Annotated in this window: 17 protein-coding genes; 11 read left to right on the forward strand and 6 right to left on the reverse strand. The window is 43.0% G+C overall.

The window, feature by feature from the left end:
- Positions 1-139: 139 nt before the first annotated feature.
- From LKX84_RS11130 to LKX84_RS11150, 5 genes are all read left to right on the forward strand, one after another.
- On the forward strand, positions 140-685 hold the full coding sequence (locus LKX84_RS11130; protein WP_228237243.1) for a carboxymuconolactone decarboxylase family protein: 546 nt from the start codon (positions 140-142) through the stop codon (positions 683-685).
- Between the two features lie 35 nt (positions 686-720).
- Positions 721-1,188, forward strand: a complete 468-nt coding sequence (locus tag LKX84_RS11135) for a YHS domain-containing (seleno)protein (RefSeq protein WP_228237244.1) — start codon at positions 721-723, stop codon at positions 1,186-1,188.
- 66 nt (positions 1,189-1,254) lie between these two features.
- On the forward strand, positions 1,255-1,671 hold the full coding sequence (locus LKX84_RS11140; protein WP_228237245.1) for a nuclear transport factor 2 family protein: 417 nt from the start codon (positions 1,255-1,257) through the stop codon (positions 1,669-1,671).
- Positions 1,672-1,906: 235 nt separating this feature from the next.
- Positions 1,907-2,791 (forward strand): helix-turn-helix domain-containing protein, encoded by an 885-nt coding sequence (locus LKX84_RS11145; protein ID WP_228237246.1) that lies wholly within the window; start codon positions 1,907-1,909, stop codon positions 2,789-2,791.
- 11 nt (positions 2,792-2,802) lie between these two features.
- Positions 2,803-3,180 (forward strand): DUF302 domain-containing protein, encoded by a 378-nt coding sequence (locus LKX84_RS11150; RefSeq protein WP_228237247.1) that lies wholly within the window; start codon positions 2,803-2,805, stop codon positions 3,178-3,180.
- Positions 3,181-3,340: 160 nt separating this feature from the next.
- Here LKX84_RS11150 and drt3b read toward each other — a convergent pair whose 3' ends face one another.
- The 3 genes from drt3b to LKX84_RS11165 form a co-directional block, all read right to left on the reverse strand.
- Positions 3,341-5,602 (reverse strand): antiviral reverse transcriptase Drt3b, encoded by a 2,262-nt coding sequence (gene drt3b, locus LKX84_RS11155; protein ID WP_228237248.1) that lies wholly within the window; start codon positions 5,600-5,602, stop codon positions 3,341-3,343.
- Between the two features lies 1 nt (position 5,603).
- The gene (gene drt3a / locus LKX84_RS11160; protein WP_228237249.1) at positions 5,604-7,145 is read right to left on the reverse strand and encodes an antiviral reverse transcriptase Drt3a; all 1,542 of its coding nucleotides are present in this window, start codon (positions 7,143-7,145) and stop codon (positions 5,604-5,606) included.
- An 83-nt stretch (positions 7,146-7,228) separates the two neighbouring features.
- A complete protein-coding gene (locus LKX84_RS11165) occupies positions 7,229-7,855 on the reverse strand; it encodes a JAB domain-containing protein (protein WP_228237250.1) in 627 nt (208 codons plus the stop codon).
- Positions 7,856-8,004: 149 nt separating this feature from the next.
- Between LKX84_RS11165 and LKX84_RS11170 the strand changes: the two genes are divergently transcribed.
- Positions 8,005-10,098: a lipocalin family protein gene (locus tag LKX84_RS11170; RefSeq protein WP_228237251.1), complete on the forward strand. Its 2,094-nt coding sequence runs from the start codon at positions 8,005-8,007 to the stop codon at positions 10,096-10,098.
- Positions 10,099-10,102: 4 nt separating this feature from the next.
- Here the strand turns inward: LKX84_RS11170 and LKX84_RS11175 are convergent, their stop codons facing one another.
- Entirely contained in the window at positions 10,103-11,425 is a 1,323-nt protein-coding gene (locus LKX84_RS11175; RefSeq protein ID WP_228237252.1) for a serine hydrolase domain-containing protein, read from the reverse strand.
- A gap of 104 nt (positions 11,426-11,529) precedes the next feature.
- The gene (locus LKX84_RS11180; protein WP_228237253.1) at positions 11,530-13,725 is read right to left on the reverse strand and encodes a transferrin receptor-like dimerization domain-containing protein; all 2,196 of its coding nucleotides are present in this window, start codon (positions 13,723-13,725) and stop codon (positions 11,530-11,532) included.
- Between the two features lie 133 nt (positions 13,726-13,858).
- On the opposite strand from LKX84_RS11180, the gene LKX84_RS11185 reads away from it, so the two are divergent.
- From LKX84_RS11185 to LKX84_RS11205, 5 genes are all read left to right on the forward strand, one after another.
- Positions 13,859-14,482: a YdeI/OmpD-associated family protein gene (locus LKX84_RS11185; RefSeq protein WP_228237254.1), complete on the forward strand. Its 624-nt coding sequence runs from the start codon at positions 13,859-13,861 to the stop codon at positions 14,480-14,482.
- A 171-nt stretch (positions 14,483-14,653) separates the two neighbouring features.
- On the forward strand, positions 14,654-15,931 hold the full coding sequence (locus tag LKX84_RS11190; protein ID WP_228237255.1) for an aminotransferase class V-fold PLP-dependent enzyme: 1,278 nt from the start codon (positions 14,654-14,656) through the stop codon (positions 15,929-15,931).
- Positions 15,932-16,075: 144 nt separating this feature from the next.
- A complete protein-coding gene (locus tag LKX84_RS11195) occupies positions 16,076-18,085 on the forward strand; it encodes a M13 family metallopeptidase (RefSeq protein WP_228237256.1) in 2,010 nt (669 codons plus the stop codon).
- Positions 18,086-18,126: 41 nt separating this feature from the next.
- Positions 18,127-18,591, forward strand: a complete 465-nt coding sequence (locus LKX84_RS11200; protein ID WP_228237257.1) for a hypothetical protein — start codon at positions 18,127-18,129, stop codon at positions 18,589-18,591.
- A 165-nt stretch (positions 18,592-18,756) separates the two neighbouring features.
- The gene (locus tag LKX84_RS11205; RefSeq protein ID WP_317206472.1) at positions 18,757-19,335 is read left to right on the forward strand and encodes a YkgJ family cysteine cluster protein; all 579 of its coding nucleotides are present in this window, start codon (positions 18,757-18,759) and stop codon (positions 19,333-19,335) included.
- A gap of 130 nt (positions 19,336-19,465) precedes the next feature.
- On the opposite strand, the gene LKX84_RS11210 is transcribed toward LKX84_RS11205, so the two are convergent.
- Complete coding sequence (locus LKX84_RS11210; protein WP_228237259.1) at positions 19,466-20,677, reverse strand: FG-GAP repeat domain-containing protein; 1,212 nt, start codon at positions 20,675-20,677, stop codon at positions 19,466-19,468.
- Between the last annotated feature and the right edge of the window lie 180 nt (positions 20,678-20,857).

Raw genomic sequence — 20,857 nt, forward strand, 5'->3', positions numbered from 1 at the left:
AGTTCAGGTTGACGGAAACCATTTCGGCCCCAAAGGGAAAAATGTCCAAGAACAAGTGACATCTGTCCATTTTATCCCAACCATGGCCACCGCACCTTTGTAACGTCAATAATGACAATCCATTTAAAAACAAAAAACTATGACACGTTTACAAGCATTGGATCCCAACGAAGCAACCGGAAGATCCAAAGAACTATTTGACGGTATCCAAAGCAAATTAGGCATGGTGCCGAACATGATGCGTACCATGGGCAACTCTGCTGCCGTATTGGAAGGCTATTTGAACTTGAGCGATGCCTTGGGCAAAGGAACCTTGGGTGGTCGTTTGGGCGAATTGATCGCCTTGGCCGTGGCCGAGTCCAACTCATGCAATTACTGTCTATCCGCCCATTCCTTCATCGGGGAGAAATTGGTAAGCATCGATACCGACACCTTGCACATGGCCCGCGCAGGTCGTAACAAAGACCCAAAGATTGCTGCCGCCCTTACGTTCACCAAGACCTTGGTGGCAAAAAAAGGGAGGGTATCCGCAGATGATGTGGAGACCGTAAAAGCCGCTGGCTATACCGATGGTGCCGTGGGCGAGATCGTGGCACATGTGGCCCTGAACATTTTCACCAACTATTTCAACAATACGGCCAATACCGCTATCGATTTTCCGGTAGTGGAAGCCGAAACCGTTTAGTGTTCATTTTTTTCTAATCATAAAATCCATAACAAATGAAAACATTTAATCTTATTATTCTTTTGGGTGTATCGTTGTTGGCAGCGATCAGTGCCCAAGCACAAATTGCCCCTATAGACGATAACGGTCTTGCCATTGGCGGGTATGATGTAGTGTCCTATTTTTCCGGATCGGCCCAAAAAGGCAGTAAAAGCTATGTAGCCAAACACAATGGCGTCACGTATCATTTTGCCAGCAAGGCCAATCGCGATGCCTTTACCAAATCGCCCAGCAACTATTTGCCACAGTTTGATGGCTACTGCGCCTGGGGTGTAGGGGCCAAGGATGCCAAGTTTCCCATCAACCCGGAAACCTATACGGTGATCGACGGAAAATTGTACCTGTTCTTCAATGGACCCTTCAACGGGGAGCCTTTCAATACGTATGAGGATTGGGCGCAACGCACCACGGAGCTTAAAAATGCGGCGCACGCCAAATGGCCCAAGGTAAAAAACAGTAAGTAGTTTTAATTAGTAGGGGTGGGTCCTGCCATGGGGCCTGCCCTTTTTTCAACCTAAAAAAGAATGACAATGGCCATAGAGAAAAAATTTCCGTTACCTCCTTTTACCGAAGCAACGGCCAGGGAGAAAGTACAATTGGCGGAAGATGCCTGGAACAGCCAAGATCCCGAAAAGGTGAGCAAAGCCTACACCGTGGACACCGAATGGCGCAACCGCTCCCAATTTGTGAACGGCAGGGAAGCCGTGGTTGCCTTTTTGACCGACAAATGGCAAAAGGAAAAAAACTATAAACTGCGTAAGGAACTTTGGGCCTTTACCGACCATCGTATAGCGGTACGTTTTGAATACGAGTACCAAAATGCCCAAGGGCAATGGTTTCGGGCGTATGGGAACGAGAACTGGGAGTTCAACGAGCACGGACTTATGCAAAAGCGTTATGCCAGCATCAACGACCTGCCCATTGCGGCCAACGAACGCCGATTGTAGCAGTGGATTGTCCGTGATCAATTGGAGTAGCAGGAGTTGTAACTTCGAGCGCAGTCGAGAAGTGACCATGTAGTATAAAAACCGTCAGTTCGAGTTTTTTCAGAAGGAAAAAGTATCGAGAACAAGGGATTGGGTTCGTAAAAACCATTTCTCGATACAATTTTTGGCCCAAGGCCCAAAAACCACTCGAAATGACAAAGGATTGAACATTGCTAATTGCTAATTGAACATTGATATGGACCTCTACAACACCAACACCCTTATTGACGAACAAACGGGCAATCTGGCCTTTAAACTTTCCCATTTTGAGGATAGCTGCCAGTTTTGCGATACCAACCGCCACAACTACTATTCCCTGATCTGGATCAAAAAGGGGAGGGGCACCGCCCAGGTGGATTTTTCGGAATATACCTTTACGCCCGACACCCTGTTCGCCATGACGCCCTACCAACCCTTCACGATCACCGAGGACGAACCATTGGAAGGGGAGGTGTTGCATTTCCATCCCGATTTTTTCTGCATCCACAAGCACCACGAACAGGTGGCCTGCAACGGGGTGCTCTTCAACAATATCTACAACCCGCCCATGCTCTGTATAACGGACGATATCCGCAACGAACTGGAGCTAGTGCTGCAACAGATGCGCCTGGAAGTGCAAAAAGCCGAAATGGCCCAGTACGAGCTGTTGGTCTCCTACCTCAAGATCTTTTTGATCACCACCTCCCGCGCCAAGGCCAAGCAACAGCCCGAAGTGCTGGAGGGCCTATCCGACGAAAAGGAGCCCTTTATCCTCCAAAAGCTGAAAAACCTGATCGAGACCCACTACCGCACCAAGCACTCCGCCGGGGAGTATGCCGACCTGCTGAACATAAGCCCCAAAGCGCTGGCCAAGATCACCAAGAACCATTTTAACAAGACCATGACCAACCTGATCAGCGAGCGGATCATTATAGAGGCCAAGCGCGAGCTGTACCTCACCAACAAAAGTGTAAAGGAGATTGCCTACGACCTCGGGTATGATGACGAGCACTACTTTAGCCGCTTTTTTAAGAACAACGCCGAGATCTCGCCCACTACCTACCGCGAAACTGTGGGCTTTGCCCGCGCCGCCATGGCCTAAACCCCTTGCCTATGAAAGCCCATGTGGAACACCAATTGCTACCGCTGCCCTTTGGGCAGGTGTACGGCACCCTGAAACAACGGATCACCGACCACGGTTTTTTGCTGCTGCACGAAATCGATACCCAGGCCATTGTGGCCCAACACGGGATCAGCATACCGCCCTTGCGGCAATTGCTCTTTTTTGAGCCCAAATACATTGCCCAGATCATGGCAGGCGACCCTTTGGCGATTAACGATATTCCCTTAAAACTGGTACTGCAACAGGTGGATGCTAACACCACCCAACTGAGCTTTAAAAACCCCGTGGGCAGCCTACAGGATTATGAGCTGGATCCAGCGATGACCGCCGAGTTGTTGGAAAGGGTGCAGAAGTTTTTAATATTTTAAAGAATTATTTAAGGTGTGTAAACAAAAAAAGGCAGAGACTCTACTTCTGCCTTTAAAACTTTATAAAAAAGTTTAGGGTGCTTGTGTGTACTAATTCCTCAACTAGCAAATTGCGGCTTTAGAGTAGTTAAACAATCAAGTTTAACATTGCACCATATTCCTAATAAACGTTATGTCCTCTTTTGGTATTTAATTCCCTTCCTAAATCTACACCTTCCCACTTAGTAAACCAATTATTTTGAAATCCTTCTAACTCGTTAATAATTTCTTCTTTTTCGATTTCTGTGGCTTGGGTTTTAAAAAAGCTAATTGATTCAAGTACTTCTTTTCTAAATTCATGTACTTCATTATCTGAGCTTCCAATGTAAGGGCAAGTTAAAATATCAATAAGTAATAATGTGTGTTCAGTTTTCCTTCGTTCATATTTTTTAAACTTATCTCGTATTTTTTCAAGAAGAATTTTTCTTAACTCATTGTATTTTTCTTTTCTTTTAATATGATGAAGTAAAGATATAATTAAAAAATAGGACATTTCATTTTCAATTTCTTCTTTAAAATGTTCCATTATAGTATTTTGAGATAACTCATAGTTTGTTCCAAGTTCGTTCAATATGGCAATTAAATATAATGTTTCAATCTCCGAATGGACAGTGGCTCTTTTTTTATTTAAAACAATATTAATTCCATCATAAATGTGTTTATAAATAATATGCTTTTCATCAAAATTAAAACTGAATTTTACTTTTTGTAGGATGTAGGCATATTCTGGTTTTTGTAAAAGTGCTGTACGTGTTTTTTCTTGATTTTTAATAAAATCTATGATTCGAAATAAAATATGGCATACTTTAATTGAATAACTTACTCTAGGAAGAACCGAATAAACGAAAAAGGTTAGCTTTATTATTTCAATAAATTTTGTGATTAATTTTTTTTGAAACCGATTTATTTGTTTTTCAGATGAGTTAATATGTTCACGAGTCTTAGCTAACTCCTCTGTCAGTTTTAATTTTTCAAGACCTCCCAATTCTGGATTTTCAAGTTTTTCTTTGATGTTGTTTTCTATCAAAAGATTTTTTATTAGAGACTTTTCTTCAACTTGAAACTTACGAATGAATTGTTTTGTTTTATTGAAAATGGTTGCAAGAAAATAGTTTTGAAGATCTTTATATGAGGTTTTAGTCGAGGCTAATATTTTCTTATAATTTGTAATGACATCCTGAGCTGTATTGTATTTTATTCCTAAATAGTTTTGGGCGCTTTCTTCCTCCATTTTAAAAATAACAGTTTGCTCAACTAATTCTCTAATACCTTCCTTCGCAATTGTTATGTTTGTAATGATTGGTCTCTTAAATTCTTCTGTTTTGGAATCATTAAAAAACAAATTATATTCCTTTAAGTAATGCTGAAATAATTGAACTATTCTATTCTTTACTTTTTCATCATTATAAAAAATAAAATAATCGTCTACATATCGATAGATGTCGTAATCTGATTTGAAGATATATTCTAAATCTTTTTCTACATTATAATCAACTTGTTGTAAAATTAATTCTGCAAAAATTCTAGAAAATTCAGGACCGATAACTATGCCGTTAGTTTCATTGTAATTCATTAACTGCATAATTTTGTCAAAGACACCACCAAAACTGTTACCGTTGGAGTTTAAATTGTCTTTAACAGCTTTTTTATTTATCAGGGCCCAGGAAAGTGAATGTGTATAAATACTATCAAAGCATCTAGAAATATCAAATTTCAAAAGATAGTTAAATCTTTTTTCTGCCTTATGGTACTCGTTTGATTCATAAAATTTATAAATATTGCTATAAGATTTGTATGAAAAAAATGTTTTCAAACTTTTGTATTCCCTATCGCTAGTTTCTATAATTTCAATTTCTGGGTTTTTGATTTTATTTTTTTTGTAAGTAGAATCTTTAAAATATTTTAAGGATGATATTTTATTTGGTTTACGCAAGGAGTATTTACTCTTTTCTGAATAATAAAGTATACTATTTTTATAATCATCATAAAAGGAAACCAAACTCAATTGGTTTAAGGGGTGAATAACTGTTAATTCTCGATATTCTTTGTTTTTGTGTGAAACTCTAAATTTATAAGGGATTTTTTGCAATTCATCTAGTTTTAAACTTATGAACCTATAGTTTTGTTCATCGTTAAACTGAATTGGTTTGATAAAATCAATTCCAAAAACCATTTTTACAACTTTATCTAAAATTCTGGAACTGTTTTTTTTGAATCTAAGTTCAACTTTGCCTCGACTTCTCTCTATTAATTCAATCTTATTTTTAGAAAGAAAATTATAAAAGTGTCTATTGGAGAAAAACGGAGGTACTTCATATGGTAAAATATCAGATAAAACAACCCTTTCCTTATTGTAATCAATATTTGTTCTGGATTTTTTCATATCAAAACTTTTTCCATATTGAATTGATTTCCCTTAACCCATATCTTAGAATTCCTCTATTATTGACATTGACCAAATCACCCTTTTTTAAATTATGGTTTTTATAGAGTTCTTTTTTTAAAGGAAATAATATAAATCGGCGCTTTTCATATCCTTCGGTGAATTTAAGTTTCATTAAGTCAGATTTTTGTCCGCTTTTTAAACCTCCATGGTCAATATGCCATTTTAAATATTTATCAAGAAGTTTTAATGAGTAATCATCATTTAAAAATGGATTGGAATAATAAACACCAATTATAACATTTCCTTTATTGTTACGTAGCCGAGTATTTGATGTTAAAAATTCAATTCTTGTTCTCAAAAGCTTGAATGCATTTTTTTCATTATTTAATCTTTTCTTTTTAAAATCATCAAAAGCTGCTTTTACTTTTTTCTTATATTCTATGAACTTTTTATCAGTAATATCGATGCTAAGTTTTGAAAAGGATGTGGTTTTGGTAGTGGTACTGGAGTATTTCTTTATTCTTAATTCTGTGCCAATTTTATAACCTAGATATTCAATCGTTTTTGGATTGCTGAAAACTTTTATGGTTTTAATAGAATCATCCAGAAACTCAAACCTTCGAATTTTAATGAAATCGATTCCTCGAATTAGATTAAAAGTTTGTGTTTTAGCCGCATTAATTGACAACCCTGCTTTTTTAACAACTGCTGAAAGTTCTTTTTTATACTTTAATATTTCGGTTTGATCAATATGAATTGTATTATTAGGAATAAACACTGCTAAAATGTCATCTACATATCGAGAATAATAAACTAAATCTGGCATAGTTTTGATTTCGTTATCTATCATCCTCATGTATAGTTCAGATAAATAAGGACTAATTCCTACTCCTCGAGGAATTCCAATTGGATTGGATGAAGTAGTTTGACCAGTTAAAATATTATATTCCAGTATTATTTTATTGATGAATCTTTTGGTCAATACACTTAAAAGGTGATCTGAATTAATTTTGCCCATCAAGGGTTTTTGAGGGATATTCTCATAAAATGAATTAATATCGGTTCTAACGATTACCTTTGGAAAATTGTCTTCCAATAGTTTAATGAGTTGACTTAATATCGCATATCTGTTTGCCTGCTTGACTTTGTATGTAAGAGCTATATTCTGTTGAACTTTTTTGGATATGAAATAATTTTCAAGTTTGTGTTCTAGAATATAAGTTTGCTTGCCTATTATTGGTCCTGCAGTTAATTTGACATCATTAATTTTTTTTGGCAAATTATCACATGCCAGAAGTAGAGTCTCTTTAATTAAAAGTTCCCTTTCTCGTTTTAATATTTTGTTTTCCTCATATAGGATTTTCTTTTTTTCTCGATCAGTTTCCTTTTTAATTTCAACATTTTTGGCTTGTATAGTTTTTAATATATCTAAACTAGGTTGAAACTCGGTTTTAAAAATGTTTTCGACATTTTTTCCTTTTCTATTTTCTTTATCAAAGATTTCTTGAAAGGTATCTTGATTAAAAGATTGATTAAGCATTGAAAGGTAGTGTTTAGTGCATACAATATAAGTAAAATACTACAATTTATTCTAGAGCTTAATCAACTAAGGGATTAATATTTTTAGAGTTTAATCCCCCCAATCACCTTCAAACTCAACCCCGTATACTTTTTAATGGTCTCATCATCTAAGCCATCGGCCTTCATTTTCTTCGCAATGGTTTTGGCCTTTTCTTTTTCAGCTCGTTTTCGTTCCGTTTCCAATTTAAAGGCTTCCAATTCCTGCTTTTCAGGCCCCATGATCTCAAACAAACCGCTTTTTTTCAGTTGGTCCATTACCCCTTGGTCGGCAAAACTGGTATAATGGGTTTCGGTGATCACCAAATGGTCCAATACTTCCACCTTGATCAGTTTCCCCACCTTTAGCATGTGGTCGGTAAAGGTAATGTCGGCATCGGTAACCTCGTGCGAGCCGCTGGGGTGGTTGTGCACCAAGATCAGCTTGCTGGCCAGTTTGTAGATCGCCATCCTAAACACGTCGGGCGGGTCGGCATTTACCCGGTTGCTGGCCCCCAGGCCAATGAGCTCCACAAACAAGATCTTGTTGTTGTGGTTAAGGCCCACCACCCAAAAATGCTCTTGGTTGCGGCGTATCTTGTTCTCGCGCAGCAATACCTGCTGCATGATCGCATATATGTCCGTAGAGTTGAGCACTTTGATCTTCTGTTCTTTGGTAAGCCGTATGTTCATGGTAGGTGTTTGTAAATTTTGGGTCTGGGAAAGGTAATCCATGCTTTTGAGAAAAGCAAAAATGCCGTTGGTCCAAAATATGTGATCAATGTTTCATTTTTCCCACAAAAAGTAGTTTCTTTAAATCGCTAACCGTTCAATCTCAAAGTATGGGCTTACCCAAGTTCTCCCTTCGTGCGTGGTGTATTTTTGTGTTGTTGATTGCCTTGGGTTGTTCCAAGGATGACGACCCCGCCGATCCAGACAACTTTTATAAGGGTGCCGTTGCCAATGCCAGTAGTGCCGATCTACTGGGCTACTGGGCCATTTTTGAGGCCGAGTACGAGGGTGCCCGGGTGCCGATACCCATTAATTATACGGACTGCGGCCGCGATTTTTTTGTATACCGGGACAATGGGGCCTATCAGGAATACCTATACACCAATTCAGGTTGTGAAACCGTCAGCAACCAATTCCAATGGGAGCTGAGCAAAGGGGTGGTTACCCTGCGCACGCTTTCGGGCAGTACGGATGATTTGGTGATCATCAAACTTTCGGCCAACGAACTGCAGTTCAAGGCCCGTGTGGACATTGACGAGGACGGAGCCCTCGATGTAGTGGTGCTCATTGCCAAACGCTATACACCCAACGAAAACGACTTTTATACCCAATCCTTTAGGTACTATGATACCGATTACAATTACAAATTGATCGGCTATACGTGGCAGCCCTATGATGGGTTCCACACGTTTGAAAAATATGAGATCTACCGCAGCCAAGGCGACAACTGTTCCAAGGCCAATGCGGAACTGGTGGCCACCATTACCGATGTGGACAAAACAGAGTATTTTGATCTGACCCCGCCCATAAGCAACAATCTGTGCTATTTCTTAAGGATATATACAGACCAAGGGTTACTGGGAGAAAGTTATTTAGAAACCTTTGATCCTTTTTACCTACGCATAGACCCCATGAACTTAAATGAGCCCACGGTAGCGGGCAACACCATTTCGTTGAGTTGGGCCGCTTCGGAATCCCCTTATTTTTCGCACTATGAGATTATTGTCCGCAATCATGAAGGAGGTAGTGGTTATGGGTATCAGGACATCCCGGTGGCCACCATCACGGACAGGGAGACCACTGAATGGGTGGACGAGAATCCGCCTTACTTTGAAAATCCGTTTTACCATATTAGGGTACACACCCTGTTCGGCAACTACTCTGAATATAGCACTGATGTGACCACTTTTTGGCAAGTCCCCTTTAAACGACCGGAAATTCTATCCTTAAAGCTGATAAAATTTTATGCCATTGATCCCTCGGAACCCGTGGTCTATTTCTGGGGGCAGGAGAGTGGGGAAGGGTTGCAACCCTATACGATGCTCCGTGTTAATTACGACACTCAGCAAACGGAAGCCGTAGCCGATATTAGTCCCCCATCGGACACGAATGTTCCCATTAAATTGATTGTTTCTCCCAATGGAAAAGAATTGGTGGTTCATCAAGGGGTGGAGCTCCATTTTTACGATGCCACCACCATGCAGTTTAAATATGCGGTGGACCCCGAAGGTGTTTTCAGTATACAAGATTTCAATTATGATTCCCTTCGGGATATCTGGGTGATTTCGGATGGAGACGACATTTTCACCTTGCAGCGGGACAATGCCAATATGGCCTTGATCGACACCACTCCGCATTTTGTGGAGCATCAAGGGGGTGGAAGATACGAGTTCATCATTCTAAAGAATGGACAGATTATTTTGGGGCACTACAACGAAGCTACCAGTTTTGTATTCGATCTGGATGCCAATGGAAACTTTATCGGAAGCCAGTCGGTCAATATCCAATTCAGGAACAACAACCAATATAAAACGGAGCAATTGTTGTACAATGCATCTATGGATTTATTGGTGGATACCGAACAGAACAGATTGTATTCCAGCACTACTTTCCAGAATCTCAGCTCTTTTGAAAAACCGAATTTTCCAACCGGTATAAGTGTTGATGGCACCAAAATTTTCGGAACGGACAACGATTACAATTGGAACATTGATGATGACAGCCCACATAAAAAAGAGGCCATTATTTTTAATCGTAATACATTGGGCATTACCAAAGCGGAAACCCTTGGTTATCCACAGATCCTGTTTGAAAATTTTAGGGGAGAGGTAATAAGCATTTCCAGTGGATTGAAAAAAGAGACGTTATACCGCAATGTAAATGATACTGCGGATATTTTTATAGAGAAGGTGCAGATGCCCTAAACAATCACCGCTTTGTAAAATGGATGTTTTGAGTGCCCTGCTTCATGGTCATACTGCCCTGGCTGGGGTCAAACTCTAAGGTTACCCCGGATTTATAATGTTTAAACCGATCTTTGGCCACGGCATCCATGGGGTAGATCTGTTGCCCTTCGGGTTGGGCCAAGAGGTGGTTGTCCTCACTTGTCACCGTAATCACCAAACTGCTTTCCGTACTGCCGTACACTCCAAGATAGGGGGCAAGGTCTTCCTTGGTTACGGGATAGGTAGGTAAGGCGGGCAGATCAAAAGGCTCGCCAAAAGTATAGGCCAATACGGCTTGGTTCACTTGGCCCAAATCGTAGTTTTCGGCATTGGAGAGTAGGACATAGGCCGTCTTTTCCTCAGGAAAATAATAATACACCGAATTATAACCATCGATCTTGCCATCATGGGTATAGGCCTTTTTATGAAAAAGTTCCGCTTCAAAAATACCCATACCGTAGCCATCCGTTTGCGTCAACATGGTTTCCAAAGAAGTTTGTGATAGTAATTTCCCTTCAAAAAGGGCTTCTACAAACTGGACCAAATCCGGGGCGGACATCAAAATACCCCCGGCCCCCATGGGAATGGAGTAGTGGGTGTCCGCCACGGGCTGCCAACCTATTTGGAAGGTGTAAGAGCGGGTCTTTTTGGTCTCGGTAAGGGTTGCGTCCCCAAATTGGGTGTGTTGTAGATGCAAAGGGTTCAATATTTTTTCCTGTAAAATAACGGAGTAAGGCTGTTGGTACACCTGTTGCAAAAGGTACGAAAGCAACACATAATTGGAATTGCTATAAGCTGCCTGGGTACCAGGTGCAAAATCGCTTCCTCCCGCCGCTATGATCTGTACCATTTCCTGTTCGGTCATGGGTCGGGTATGCCATTCCATAAAACCAGGGTCATTGGTAAAATTGTGGATACCGCTGTGGTGGTTGAGCATTTGGGTCACGGAAATCTTATCCGCGTTCGGGATAGATGGGAAAAATGTATCCAAGGTTTGGGACAGTGAGAGTTTGCCTTCTTCCACAGCTTTCAGTACAAGGACGGCGGTAAAGGTCTTGGTTATGGAACCCACTCGGTACAAGGTATTTTCGGTAGCAGGATTGTTGGTTTCCAAGTTGGCAAAACCTTGATGGGCATTGTATTCCATTTGTCCGTTACGTGATACATGTATGGCGCCCATAAATTTGTCTTGTTGGGTCAAGGTATTCAAAAAAGTGTCCAATTCTTCTTTGGATACTTGCTGTGCTTGAGATAAGCAGGAGCATACTATAAAAGCAAATGCAATCAAAATTTTGGGATGTGACATGGAGCGTGATTTTACTGAAAGAGTAAATTAGCCAAGGATTGTTACAGTGAAAAAAAAAGGAGGCACAATGGCCTCCTTCTACATTTGCATTTTCAGAGAAATTCTTACTCTGCGATCCCGATCAATTTTTGTACTTCGGCATCAAAATTCTTCAGGGTGGTGGCCAAAACCCCAATCTGTTCCTGTGCTTCTTTCCACTCTTTCTGCTCAATGGCCTCGCGCACGCCTGGAAGTGTTTTTACCCCATAGCCCGTGTAAAATCCTGGGGCATAGATCTGGTGCTTGAACCAGTCCCTTCGGGGCAGACCCTTATCCTGTAGCAACACCTGCTCCATACCCATCATCGCCTTGTTGAGCTGTGCCTTTTTGGCGACGGGCAATTGGGTCAGGTCTACCTTGGAAAAGGTATCGATACTCGTTTTTAAATCTGCCATCACATTTTGCAGGGGCGAAAAGTCCAAATACGGGATTTCGGCCTCCATTTTGGCAGGGGCAACCGGTTTTTTGGGATCCATCACCAATTGATAGGCATCCTTTTTTACCAGTTTGTTGTGTTTTTCCACCTCGGAACGCATGTCTTCCAACGTCTTCATCACTTCGCCCAAATAACCGCTCACGGTGCTGTGCCATTGGGTCAGCTCAAACGGCAAGACCTCGGCGTTTGCCATACGGAGCACAATGCGACCCGCGGTATTGGCCAAGGCAACCCCATATTGGAAACCGGGGTCCTTAAAACGGGTATAGTGGGTATAAGTGTCGTAAATGGTATGGTACTCCCCACCGGAGCCTTCGCCACCAAAGCCAAGGTTCAACGAGGCAATACCCGTATGTTGTATAAAGGGGGTGTAATCAGAACCCGAACCTAATGCAGATAGTTTAAACGAGCTGTCGCCACCTCGCATGGAGTTGGCGGCCATTCTACGTTCTGCCACCGAAACGCCTTTCTGGGGGTCGGTCACTACATTGGCCACCTGGGTCACCATAGCCTGTAGGGAGTGGGAACCTCCGGCACCCAAATACCCACGGCTGTTGCCATCAGTGTTGATGTAGGCCACGGCCTTTTGTTTTAACTCGCCAATATGGTCCTCCACCCATTCCGTGGAACCGATCAATCCGGGTTCCTCGGCATCCCAAGCACAGTACACCAAGGTACGTTTGGGCTTGCTGCCCTGCTTGGCCAATTTGGCCACTACGCGGGCTTCTTCCATTAAGGCCACCATACCGCTCAACGGATCGCTGGCACCGTGTACCCAAGCATCATGGTGGTTACCACGAACCACCCATTGATCAGGGAATTCGGAACCTTTCATGGTAGCGATGAGGTTATGGGCAGGTTTCAACTGCCAGTCAAACTCCAGTTTCAAATGTACCTTGGCGGGACCAGGACCAATATGATAGGTAATGGGGAGTCCACCTCTCCATTTTTCGGGAGCCACGGGACCTTCCAACGCTTCCAACAACGGTTGCGCATCTTCATACGAAATAGGCAACACCGGAATCTTGGTGATGGTAGGGGCCTCTTCACGCTTCAATCGCTTGGCATCCTTGGTGGCGGCATAACCCGGGGTCAACACGTCGCCGGGATAAAGAGGCATGTCCATCACGGAACCGCGCTGTACACCCGTTTTGTTCTTGAACGGACCTTTGGGGTACACATCGCCTTGGAAATAGCCATCATCCATAGGGTCGGAGTAGATGATACAACCAATGGCGCCTTTTTCCGCGGCCAGTTTTGGTTTAATACCTCTCCAAGAACCTTGGTATTTTGCGATGACGATCTTTCCTTTTACATCGATGCCCAATTTTTCCAGTTCTTCATAATCACTGGGAATCCCATAGTTCACGAAAACCAGGTCGGCCTCCACATCGCCATCGGTGGAGAAGGCGTTGTAGCTGGGCAACAATTTATCACCTTGCTCTGTATACGGGTCGCCCTCCACGGGAATCGCCTTTAAGGAAGCGGAATACTTTGTTGGGGCAGTAAGCTCCAATACACGGATTTTAGGGTAGGGGAAAAGCACTTGGTAGGTATCGATACGAGTATCGTAACCCCAGGATTTGAACTGTTTTTCCATCCATTTCACGTTCTGTTCGCCATAGGCGGTACCGACCCAGTGCGGCTCGGCGGCCATGAGCTTCATCCAGTCGTCCAGATTGGAGGCAGTAAGTTCTTTTTCGAATGCGGCCTCTAGTTTGAGTTCTTCGTCGGAGGCCTTTTTGCTGAACCCAAGGACGGTTTCCTGGGCAGATACGGTAAGGGTACCCGCTAACAGCAATAGGGAGAGTAATTTATTTTTCATTGTTTTGAATTAGCTCTTTAAATTTAAGGGATCATTTCAGGTTATTAAAGTAAAAGCTAGAGAAGTAATGATGAATCTTCAAAGAATTTACATTTTCTTTGAAAAGACGAGTTAAAATCGAACAATCAAAAATATGAACCCAGCAGTAGACGAATATTTTGAAATCGGTTGCGGTCGATGCCCCTTGGTAGGGACACCGGATTGCAAGGTGCATAACTGGCAGGGCGAAATGAAATTGCTCCGAACCCTTTTATTGGAATGCGGGGTTACCGAAGAACGGAAATGGGGCGTGCCCTGTTATACCTACAACGGACGCAATTTTATGATGCTGGCCGCTTTTAAAGAATATTGCTGGGTCAGTTTTTTTAAGGGCGCCTTGTTGCAGGATCCCTATGGAATTTTGGAAAAGCCCGGGGAGAATACCCAAGCAGGTAGGGTGGTAAAGTTCACCCAAGTGGAACAGGTGAAGGAGAAATTGGAAATTTTGCGCCAATACATCTTTGAGGCCATGGAAGTGGAAAAAGCAGGGCTGAAGGTGAAGCGCAAGGATATTTCGGAATACGAAGTGCCCGAAGAGTTCCAAGACCGATTGGATGCAGACCCTGAACTGAGGGAAGCCTTTGAAAACCTGACCCCAGGTAGACAAAAAGGATACTTGCTCCATTTTTCCGGTGCGAAGCAATCCAAGACCCGTGAAGACCGTATCGAGAAATGCGTCCCCAAGATTTTGATGGGACTTGGGTTCCACGATAGATAGACAATTTACAATGAACAAATTACAATGAACAATTTGCAATAAACAATGGGCAATGATCAATAAACAATAATCAATGTACAGTTTTCAATAATTCAGTACTTTCACCCTAAACCCTAAACCCTAAACCCTAAACCCTAAACCCTAAACCCTAAACCACTAAACCCAACCAACATGTCTCAACGTAGAAAATTCTTGAAACAGGGGGCCGCAGCAATGATGTCCCTTCCCTTGTTATCCTTCGACCCTAAAAAAGATTGGTCCATTGATTCCTTAAAAAACGTTGCTAACAAGGATGACGAATACTGGAAAATGGTCCGTAAACAATTTCCCTTGAAAGAAGGACAGACCTATTTCAACAATGGTACCATGGGCCCTACATCGGGATATGTGCTGGACAAAATGTTCGACCACATGATGCACTGGAACGTGGAGGCCGCTACGGTGGATTACAAGGATGGTTCAGGACCGGAACTGTTGACAGGTTACTTTCCGTACGAAGAACTACGAACCAAATTGGCGAAAATTGTCAACTGTGATTTTACGGAAATCTCCCTGACCCAAAATGCCACTTTTGGCATGAACTACGTGGGTATGGGCCTGGATTTGAAAAAAGGGGATGAGCTCCTCAATACCAATCAGGAACACGGAGGAGGTTTCGGGGCTTGGCAATTGCTGGCCAAGCGGAAAGGCTGTGTGTACAAACAGGCCACCATGCCCGAACCGGCCAATGATCCACAGGCCATTGTGGATGCCATTTTTAAGGAAGTAACCCCAAAAACCAAAGTCATTGCCGTACCGCATATCATTTCAGGCTTTGGAACGGTGATGCCCGTAAAACAAATCTGTGCCGAAGCCAAAAAACGTGGCATTTTCACCATTTTGGACGGTGCCCAGTGTGTGGGACACGTGAAAGTGGATGTGAAAGATATCGGTTGCGATGCCTATTATTCCAGTTTGCACAAATGGATGTTGGCCCCGGCCGGTAGCGGACTTTTGTACATCAATAAAGATGTGGTGGGCGGCATTTGGTCTACCATTGCCAGCTACAACTGGGACAATCAGGACGATCACGGTTTCCGTTTGATGCAGAACGGAACGGGCAATGCCGGGCTTATGGCGGGCTATGATGCCGCTGTGGATTTCTTCAACACCATTGGCCCTGATGTGTGGATCGGGAGGATCAAGGAATTGGGCATACACCTTCGGGATGGCCTGAAACAAATGAAACACGTGACCATCTATTCGTCTACCAACGAGGAACTGGCAGCCGGGATCACCACATACGGGGTAGAAGGCATGTCAGGTCCCGACCTTCAAAAGTATCTATGGGAGAAGGAACGATTGCAACCCCGATCCGTAGGAGAGAAAATGATTCGCCATTCCGTACATATTTACAATTCCAAGGAAGAAATAGACCGTGCGTTGAACCTGATTTCAGGCTTGGCCTAGGTAAATTGTATACAGCGACGGGGGAATGATCCAAAAACCGGGGGGGTCATCGCGGGTCTTCCGGTTTTTTTAATTCTTTTTTAAGATTTTGGTGTGAAAGGTGGGTTTCATTAATCGGTATATTCGTAGAAATAACCCAACCAAATGAAAAAAATGTTACCCCTGGCCATTTTGGCCATTGCCTTCACTTCCTGTAAAAAGGAACAACCGACCGAATCCCCCAAAATAGCCTATACCGGCATTACGGAATCCATCAAACCCGGCGATAATTTCTTCATGCGCGTGAACAAGGTTTGGTACGATTCCATCCAAATTGCCGAGGATCAGGTAGGGGTGGGGTCTTACAGTTTTTTGAACATCCCCCAGAAAAAATTACTTCAAAATATATTGGAAGAAGTTTCCGCTACGGAGCATGAAGCGGGAACAGTGGAGCAGAAGGTAGGCGATTTCTATGCTTCGGGAATGGATACGGCCCAGATCAATAAAAGAGGGTACGAGCCTTTGAAGCCTATTCTGGAACGCATCAATGCCATTTCTGATGCGAAAGGTGTGATGGATTTTGTGACCGAAGAAATGGAAACGGGCAACAATTCCGTGATAGCATTGCGTGTGTCACCCGACAACAAGAACAGCAGCCTGAATATTTTGCATGTGAGCCAATCAGGATTGGGACTTCCCGATCGGGATTATTATTTTAAAACGGATTCGGCAACGGTAGGCATCCAAAATGCCTATAAAAAGTACATTCCCGCTTTGTTCGAGCTTGCCGATCACGAGAATGGCACTGAAAAGGCCGAGACCGTTTACGAAATGGAAAAACAGTTGGCCGAATCGCACAAGACCCGCATCGAAAGACGAAACATTAAGGCGAATTATAACAAGTTTTCCGTTGCGGATATGTCAAAGGACAATCCCAAAATCGGTTGGACCGAAATGTTGACCACTTTAAAATTGGAGGCCGATTCCGTAGATGTTCAACAACCTGCCTATTACACCAAATTGAACGACATGTTGGGGACCACTTCTTTAGAGGATTGGAAAACCTACCTTATGGCCCATACATTGGACAATTATGCCAATTTTTTGAGCACCCCTTTTGAAAAAGCGGTGTTCGAATACAACAAGGTGCTTTTGGGCCAATCCGAACAACAGCCCCGCGCCAAGTTGATGGTACAGCAGGTAGACCGTATGTTGGGCTTTGCGTTGGGGCAGCTGTATGTGAAACGCTATTTTGATGAAGAGGATAAAAAACGCGTCGCCGATTTGGTGAACAACCTTCAAAAAGCTTTTGAAAACCGCATGTCCAAACTGGATTGGATGAGTGACAGTACCAAGACCAAGGCGAAAGAAAAACTGTATGCGATTACCAAAAAAGTCGGCTACCCTGATGTTTGGAGGGAGTATGATGTCACCATTGGCAGGGATACCTATTTTGAGAACGTGGTTACCCTTCAAAAAAATGCCTACGAATACCGGATCAAGAATCTAAACAAGGCCCCGAACAAAGAGGAGTGGGGAACAACCCCTTCCACCGTGACGGCCTATTACAATGCATCTTTGAATGAAATTGTGTTCCCTGCCGGAATCTTGCAGTTCCCTTATTTTGACAAGGAGGCGGACGATGCGGTGAATTATGGTGGCATCGGGATGGTGATCGGGCACGAATTGACGCATGCTTTTGATGACAACGGTTCACAATATGATAAGGACGGTAACCTGAAAAACTGGTGGACCGAGGACGATTTGACCAAATTCAAGGCGAAGACCCAACAATTGATCGACCGCTACAGCACGTTTACCGTTTTGGATAGTGTGTATGTAAAGGGTGCCTTGACCATTGGTGAGAATACAGCAGATAACGGAGGTATTGCCATTGCCTATGACGCTTTCAAATTGACCCAACAAGGTCAGGATACCGTAAGGATTGGTGATTATACCCCTGATGAACGCTTCTTTATGTCCATCGCCAGGATTTGGAGGGTTAAGGTAAGGGATGAGTTTATGCGCAATTATGTGAACACTAACCCCCATTCGCCAGCTATATGGAGGGTGAACGGCCCGTTGATGAACTTCACGCCATTTTACGAAACCTTCGACCTGCAACCAGGAGATCAAAACTTTAAATCGGAAGAAGAACGCATCAAGATTTGGTAATAAAAAAGACATATCTAACCATCACGGTACTGTTCATGTGCATGTGTTGTCATGCGCAGGACAAGAGTGTTTTTCAAGATGCCAATGAATTGACCAAGGAAACACAGCGTGTAATCTCTGTTGCACCGGGACAGAAAATCGATACTGCTTATTTTAGGACCTTGTTTCTTCCCACCGCGCACTTTACTGTTGTGGGTGAAGAAGATGGTAGTTTCATGCATGAGACCATGGACTTGAATGATTTTCTGGTTACCCTAACTGATGAATATTATACGCTCGGATATCATGAAGAGGCCACGGGAGAAATGATTGAAGAATACAATGGCATTGCCCAAATCATCCAGAGTTTTGAAGGAGTTGATTCCGAAAATGAAAAAGGAAAAGGGGTTGGGAGCTATCAATTGGTTTATTCCGATGGTAGATGGTGGATTGCCAATATGATCTGGACCATGAGTTCGGACGATGGCAAGGACATCCCTAAAAAATACCTTTACCAGAATCGTTGAATTTCGGTATGGTCCCAACACACTCCATACAACAATTATAAAACGCGAGGTATTAAAAACAAGGGCTTTTTTACCCTCAAATTTTTCAAAAAGAATTTCTGATGGCGTGTCAAAATTAGCGATACCTTCGACAAAAAATTTTTGACATTAGAGCAAAAGGTCCGCATGGTTGAGAACCTGTTCGGACAGTTGGAAAAGGAAAGCACCCAATTTCAGAAATCGTCTGGATTAAGCTGTGTTTCAGGTTGTGGAAAATGCTGTAGCTACTCCCAAATAGAAGCTTCCCCTTTGGAATTTTTACCATGGGCCTTTCATTTGTTTTTAACCGGCGGGGCAGAGGAAACGCTCGATGCCTTGAACGCCAATCCCAATACCCATTGTTTTTTGTTTAAACCGCTTTCAGCTTTGGATCAGGGGCATTGTGGCAGTTATCCCTACCGCGGGCTGATCTGCCGTTTGTTCGGTTTTGGGGCCACTCGCGATAAATATGGAAGTTTGCGTTTGGCCACCTGTAAGATCATCCGTGAAGGACAGGCCGAGCAATACAAAACGGTGAACGAAGCCATTGTTAAAGGGCTGTATGTACCCGTGTTCACGGATTACTACATGCAACTGAACCAGATTGATTACGCTTTGGGCAGTAAGTTACTACCGGTGAACAAAGCCCTAAAAATGGCGCTGGAAGAGGTGCTGCAATACTACACCTACAGACCGTTGCCTGATGCGGGTATCCAATGCGTTTAGGACCACCTGAAATTTGAACTTATGGTTTCCTTGCTTTGGATGTATAACAAAGCTTATTTCCTCAAATTTTCAAAAAAATTGGGCTAAAACATTCTTCAAAACGGCTCCGAATGGCAACGATAACCCATGTTTACAGTTTGATGCCAAAAAGCAAAAAATCCTGTGAACCGCGATTGCTTAAGAAAAGATCGTTGATGCCATCTCCGTTCAAATCCACAAAATCGATATCAAAACCTCTACCGGCAATGCCCTTTGGAATGATTTTGTCGGTTCCTTCGGTAAACATCCCTTCGCCATCATTGAGATAAACACTGAATGGCGTGTCGCCCCCAAACTTGTCCCCGTTTGTATTTCCGGTCATGATATCTGGATCACCATCACGATCGATGTCCAAAAAGGCCACCCCAAAACAACGATTGTCATCTTTGGGCAAATGGGTAGCGGTAATATCCGAGAAAAAGCCTTTCCCGTCGTTGAGCAGCAATCTATTCTGCCTCAGGGCGTTGTCCACAAAAGCCTGAACGTTGCCAAATAGAATATCCAGATCGCCATCCCCGTCAATATCCGCCACGTCCACTTCACGAGTTTCCTCGGGTTCTTTACGGTAGGGGAGCCTGGAGGCAGATTGATCTTCAAAAAAGCCATTTCCGGTATTGATCAATATTCTATTGGCATCTTCATTGCCTATCAGAAGATCTTGATCCCCGTCGTTGTCCACATCGGCAAGGGTTAGGTCTTGGGTAATATCTAAAAATGCACCGAACCGCTCAAGGGTCTCATCCTTAAAATGGCCTGTTCCGTCGTTGATCAATATATTGTTCTGGCCGTTGTTTCCGATCAGAATGTCGGGGGCGCCATCGGCATTGATATCAAAAACCACCACGGAATTGGAGGTGCCGGTAACCGGAATCCTATCCCCACCATCGGCAAAAGTGCCATCACCATTGTTCAAATAGAGTTCATTGGTCTTGTCGTCCTCACTGACCACAATGATGTCCAAATCTCCGTCCCCGTCAAAATCGGCAATGCCAATGTCCTCGCTGTCATGATCCACCTGGGGTATCCGCAACGCACTCTCGTTGGTAAACTTTCCCTTTCCATCATTGATGAGCAGAATGTTGGGCCTGTGCTCATTGGCGATTAAAATATCCATATCCCCGTCTTGGTCCAAATCGGCAATTCCGGCATCCATGCTGAGCAATTGCAGGTCCTTATAGGGCAAATGGGTTGTTGTGACGTCTTTGTAGTAGGTAGTAGAGCCACCACTTTCCTTATTTTCTTGCCCATGACCCGACTGCAAAACAACAAGGGCCAAGCTTAAGGGTATAATTTTCCAATGCATTGGGATAGTTTAGAGATTCTGTACGAATATAAAATATTTTGCACCACTTGCAGGTCACGAGCACCTATTGAAAATAGAAGTGCGCGAGTAAAAACTTATTTGTCGAGCCGGAGCCTACTGTCTTGAGCGAGGTAGAAGGGGAGTGGGGGAGGTAAAAGTGTATGGAATGGGTAAAAACCC

This window comes from Allomuricauda sp. M10, from assembly GCF_020782875.1.
In the GTDB taxonomy this organism is placed as follows: domain Bacteria; phylum Bacteroidota; class Bacteroidia; order Flavobacteriales; family Flavobacteriaceae; genus Flagellimonas.